The following is a 3,678-nucleotide window of genomic DNA, read 5'->3' as shown; positions in this document are numbered from 1 at the left end:
AGATCAGCAGACAACATGACGGAGAACTCCCCTCCCCCCTCCACCCCCCCCCCGGACGCACTTGCCACACCCGCTCTCTCGACATGACCGACATCTCACCTGACAGCGGCCTCGCCTTCGGCTTCGTTAGGGTCGGCAGGTAGCCTGCCATCATGCGGAACCGATTGCCGAAAAAAACGGCTGACGCCAGTCGGCAGTTTTTATAACCCCGCTTTCGCTGCGCTGTCAGGCGCTGCGCTCGGCCGCACCCGCATACACGGGCATGAGGGTTTCAAAGAGGGTCGCCATGTCACTGGCGATGGTTTGCTTTTTGTCCATGGCGGCACCTTTTTCCATCTGCTTTTCGATGCGCAGGTCGATCGTTCCAGACTTGCCGGCGGATGTTAAAAAGGCACTCAAGGATTTAACGGGTGCGGCCTTTTTATTCGGAAGACCATTCACCCATTTTTCTTTTTTGGCTTCCAATTTCCCGTTGAATCCCTGCTTGCTCAGATCACACAGATAGAGGTCGTGCGATGTGCACTGTTTATTGAGCCAGGAATCGTTTTCCGGCTTCTCCAACCAGGCCATCAATGCATGCCAGTCGCTCTTTTCGGTACCGGACAGATCGGGTGCGGGGACGTGAACACCAAAAAAAAGGCTCTTCTCTTCCACCCGGGCATAGAATTTCGCCTGAAGCTTCAGATCGGCCAGCTTCTGGCGAACGATATCAATCCAGGCGACTTCAGGCTTGCGCAGCACGGCCCATGAGTTGAATTTGAACTGTTTGTTTTTTAACCGAAGGGCAACTGCACCACCGAGTTGCCCGCGACCGCGCCAGGTGGTCTTAGACACCGTATTGCTGAAGTCGGTATTTTCAAGACCGGCAAAATGCTTTCCCCCTTTGGAAGATGATGCCTTGGCTTTTTTGAGTTTCTGGGCAGCCTGGGTTATTTCCAGTTCCTTTTCGAATTGCATCCGTTCGATAATGCGCATCTGCAGATCGATGGATGTCGATATTTCCTCGCCATCTTCCCATCGAATATCCATGGAATCCCGTCGTATGGCGAGCACTTCATAGGCCCCTTTCATATTTTCATATTTTTCGCCGATTTCAAATTTAATCTCTTCTGTCATGCCGTTCTCCTTGTGGTGAAATTACGTGAGGCTGGGTTAACCGTTAAGCAATCGATTCATCGGTGTATGGGAATCTCGGTAACAAACAATTCATTGTCGTCAAAAAAAAGCTCAACACAGCGGTCTTCTTCCCCATTGGACAGGTCGATCACCGACTCGGCAATTTTTGCGGCGTAAGGCGCGATGGGATACAGGTTAGGGGTTCGCAATGTTTCCACCAGTTCATCACAGCCCGCGGCGGCAGCTCTTGCGACAACCTTACCGTCATAGTCCTGATCGCATATCAGGTCAAAATGGTCCTCGCGGAGCATGGATGTGTCCACATTTTTGGTGTCTTTATCAAGCACGGCAAATTCTTTGATGTTCAATGTGTTTTTCTTTTGCGACTGACAAATGCGGTATTTCTGTCTCATTTTTCTTTCTCCAGGGATCTCCGACACCGGCCATGGCCGCCGATTCAGCATGGTATCGTGCCACTGCGAAGCGAAAACAACGCAGCATCACCGGCCAACCTGCGTCTTTGTGGCAAGAATGGCCCACCCCGATGCATTCCGGTGTTGCCTGCCCCATCATAGACGCATTAACATTCGCTTTTCCACCGGCCCCATGCGTCGAAACCGTGGCAGCCTTGCCAACTGGTCATAGAGAATGGAATGTGCGTGTCTCAAGCGAGTTGTCCGTTGCCACCTTCACTGCTATCCGGGAGATAAAGCCCTGTTTCGCGGGAGGAAAAGTATCACAACCGAGGGCAGGGCCGGAAATGGTTCAACAAGGCGAATATTTGCCTTAAGCCTATATGGAACCCAACCGTTTGTCAATTATCCTCGCCCTTCGTCGGTGCGGAGACATCACCGGACAAACCGTCTTTTTTGAGAAAAGAACCCGAGCCTACTTGATGATGCCCCCTTAAAAAGTCGCGTTTCCGACGGGTTCGTAAAAAAGCCGAGATCAAGGCTTGCGGGCCGCAAAAGCGAGCTTCGGCGAGCGAATGGCAAATCGATCAAGATCCTTACGGCGAACATTCGTGTTCTATCCCGAGAATACCGCTATCGCGGGTGCCGAAGGCAGCGTACTGACGGTACGCCGCAGTGACGAGGGATGAAGCGTAACGCAGATATTTATCCGCCTCAGGCGGATCGGCTTTTTTACGAATCCGTCACTTGATGACCTTCAAGGTATTGCCGCGCAGCAGTCGTTTCTGGAGTTCCTTTAAGATCACATAGGATGCCTGCTCGGGAGTGATCGTATTCACGGTTGCGGTGGACATGCATGATTTCATCAACGGATCATTGCCCGGAAGGCGGAATTCGTTTCGCAGGAAAATGCCGTAGGAATGATGAAACCGGATCAGTGCCGCCTCGTTCATGTTGGCCAGACGGGTTCTGTCTGCAAACGTCATATCCACCGTGAGCTTGTCAACGACTTTTTCCACGGTGGGCGGAAATTTATCCATAAAATAGTTCATGGGTATCACCCGACGAAAACCGATCAGTCGTCACAGGTAAAGGGATAAAAGTGAAAATAACAATACCCGCCGGGATCGCCGTATATCACCTCGGATTCCATCATACAGGTCCCGATCATGTTTTTAGACGCTTCAGCATAATCAGGATGTTTTTCTTCCGCCTTTTTACATGCCAGGCAAATGGGCTGGTGATCAAGGACGGACAGAATTCGCTGGTCCCCGGCAGCCAGCTTCGTGTTGCATCGATTGCAGGCAACGGCACAGGACAGTTCGCGTTCCCACTGGTCTTTCATTGATTTACCCCCTTGCATTGATCATTTCCACCCAAAGGGCCGACCCGACTCCAATAATAATAACGCTGCCATGGTCTTTTTCAACCCGCGCAGCCCGATTGAACCGCGATAGCGAGCGCATTCCCCGCCGCTTGTCGAAGCAAAGCGGAGATCCCGCTCATCGGGGCCGCGGGGAGGGTTCAATCTCACGGGAAATGGTAGTGCATCGTTGCCCATGCCACCCTTTGACGGATTCGTAAAAAGCCCGATATCTGCGTTACGCTTCATCCTTCGTCACTGCGGAGTACCGTAAGTACACCTCATTCCTCAGGATTCGCAAGCCTTGATCTCGAGCTTTTTACGAGTCCGTCGGAAATGCTACTTTTTACGAGTTCATCAAGATTGTCTCTGTCATCGATTTTATGCCGCCGTGCACTCAGTGGGCCTCGGCCCAATTCTGTCCGCAGGCCATGTTGACTTTCAAGGGAACGGCCAGTTCCCACACACTCTCCATCCCCTCTCGGACCAAGGCTTTTGCATCGTCAAGCTCATCAGGCGGCACCTCGAAAATCATTTCATCATGCACGGAAAGCAGCATGGCGGTGTTCATTCGTTTTTTGCGCAGTGCCCGGTCCGTGTTGATCATGGCCATTTTGATCAGATCTGCGGCGGTACCCTGGATGGGCGTGTTGACGGCGATGCGCTCGGCAAACTGGCGCACGTTGTGGTTGGTGCTGGCGATATCCGGCAGTCGCCGGATTCGACCCAGCAGCGTACTGGTCTGACGGGTGTCGTGGGCCGTGGCGATGGTTCTGTCGATAAAGG

At 52.4% G+C, this 3,678-nt stretch carries 5 protein-coding genes; all 5 read right to left on the bottom strand.

What is annotated here, in order from left to right; genetic code table 11:
• Positions 1 to 225: 225 nt before the first annotated feature.
• A complete protein-coding gene (locus QNK41_RS18315; RefSeq protein WP_319259795.1) occupies positions 226 to 1,116 on the bottom strand; it encodes a hypothetical protein in 891 nt (296 codons plus the stop codon).
• Positions 1,117 to 1,172: 56 nt separating this feature from the next.
• Positions 1,173 to 1,529: a hypothetical protein gene (locus QNK41_RS18310; protein WP_319259792.1), complete on the bottom strand. Its 357-nt coding sequence runs from the start codon at positions 1,527 to 1,529 to the stop codon at positions 1,173 to 1,175.
• Positions 1,530 to 2,272: 743 nt separating this feature from the next.
• Positions 2,273 to 2,581: a DUF6794 domain-containing protein gene (locus QNK41_RS18305; protein WP_319259789.1), complete on the bottom strand. Its 309-nt coding sequence runs from the start codon at positions 2,579 to 2,581 to the stop codon at positions 2,273 to 2,275.
• Between the two features lie 23 nt (positions 2,582 to 2,604).
• A complete protein-coding gene (locus QNK41_RS18300; RefSeq protein WP_319259787.1) occupies positions 2,605 to 2,874 on the bottom strand; it encodes a hypothetical protein in 270 nt (89 codons plus the stop codon).
• A 415-nt stretch (positions 2,875 to 3,289) separates the two neighbouring features.
• Positions 3,290 to 3,678 (bottom strand): DNA polymerase (locus QNK41_RS18295; protein ID WP_319259786.1); only part of this gene is annotated, 389 nt, incomplete at its 5' end.

The sequence above is a fragment of the Desulfosarcina sp. genome, from assembly GCF_033791525.1.
In the GTDB taxonomy this organism is placed as follows: Bacteria; Desulfobacterota; Desulfobacteria; order Desulfobacterales; family Desulfosarcinaceae; genus Desulfosarcina.
The sequence above is the reverse complement of the archived record's forward strand: the minus strand, read 5'-3'. Positions and strand labels throughout refer to the sequence as shown.